Here is a 1,778-nt window from a genome sequence, read left to right as displayed (position 1 = left end):
AATCACAGCAGAAAATAAAGGTGTAATAAACGACGGCACCGCAGATGAAGTTAATTTTGTTAATTTTAATGCCTTAATTGGTGGCACGGGTAATGATGATTTTGTTATGGGTGCTACGGGTAATGTAGATACGCTTATTGGAGGAAATGGCGCAGGTGTTGATAGTCTTTCTGCTCGTGTAGGTGTTAAAAATACATGGACATTTACTGATGCGATATCTTCATTAACGCAGGGTAATACAGACCCTACACCGGATGAGACCTATGTAGGTGATTTCTCGGGTATTGAATCTTACCTTACGGGTATGGCCAATGAATGGGCGGATGTTTCTGCATTAACCAATGATATAGCAGTCAGTAGTTATTTAAGTTTTGCAGGTATTGTTGGCAATAACTTGACCAGTACTTTGATTGGCCAAGATGTTGATAGTCTTTGGGCTATTTCTAAAGTGGAAGATGCTGATGGTATAGATAGTAGTGGTATAAATGATGGTGTTTACACTACCGTCGATGACACACTTAAATTTATTGGTTTTGCGAATCTGACGGGTGGCAACCAAGTGGATGACTTCACTTTGGCCTTGATGAATAATATCACCGGATTAATCAGTGGTGGCATAGGTGAAGATACTTTAACGCTTAGCACAGTGAATCAAACGGTTGAAATCGGTACAGATATTTCCAGCATTGAAACGCTTACTGGCATTGGTAGCAATACTTTAATCGCGAGCAATATCGATAATACTTGGTTAATAAATACCACAGACCAAGGTGTAATTAACAACGGTACCGCGAACGAGGTTAACTTTGTTAACTTTGACAAACTTACCGGTGGTAACCAAGTAGATGACTTCACCCTAACCTTGATGGATAACATTACCGGGTTAATCAGTGGTGGTTTAGGTGATGACACCTTAACACTCAATACAGTAAATCAATCCGTCGTTATCGGCACAGATATCTCTGGCATTGAAACGGTTACCGGCACAGGCAGTAATACTTTAACCGCGAGTAATATCGATAATACTTGGTTAATAAATACAACAGACCAAGGTGTAATAAACGACGGCACGATTAATGAAGTTAACTTTGTTAACTTTGATAAACTTACCGGTGGTAACCAGGCAGATGACTTCAGCCTAACCTTGATGGATAACATTACGGGGTTAATCAGTGGTGGCGCAGGTGTAGATAGCTTAATACTTGGTACGGTAAATCAATCCGTTGTAATCGGTACCGATATTTCCAGCATTGAAACGGTTACCGGCACCGGCAGTAATACCTTAACCGCGAGCAATATAGCTAATACTTGGTTAATCACAGCAGAAAATAAAGGTGTAATAAACGACGGCACCGCAGATGAAGTTAATTTTGTTAACTTTAATACCTTAACTGGTGGTAACCAGGCTGATGACTTCACCCTAACCTTGATGGATAACATTACTGGGTTAATCAGTGGTGGTGTAGGTGTTGATAGCTTAATGCTTGGCACGGTAAATCAAACGGTTGTAATCGGCACAGATATCTCTGGCATTGAAACGATTACTGGCACCGGCAGTAATACCTTAACCGCGAGCAATATAGCTAATACTTGGTTAATCACAGCAGAAAATAAAGGTGTAATAAACGACGGCACCGCAGATGAAGTTAATTTTGTTAACTTTAATACCTTAACTGGTGGTAACCAGGCTGATGACTTCACCCTAACCTTGATGGATAACATTACTGGGTTAATCAGTGGTGGTGTAGGTGTTGATAGCTTAATGCTTGGCACGGTAA

At 40.5% G+C, this 1,778-nt stretch carries 1 protein-coding gene; it reads left to right on the top strand.

From position 1 onward, the window contains the following. Positions 1 to 1,778: hypothetical protein (locus HRT55_RS20940; RefSeq protein WP_291624398.1), on the top strand; the 1,778-nt coding region annotated here is incomplete at both ends.

This window comes from Colwellia sp., from assembly GCF_013214175.1.
Lineage (GTDB): Bacteria > Pseudomonadota > Gammaproteobacteria > Enterobacterales > Alteromonadaceae > Colwellia.
The sequence above is the reverse complement of the archived record's forward strand: the minus strand, read 5'-3'. Positions and strand labels throughout refer to the sequence as shown.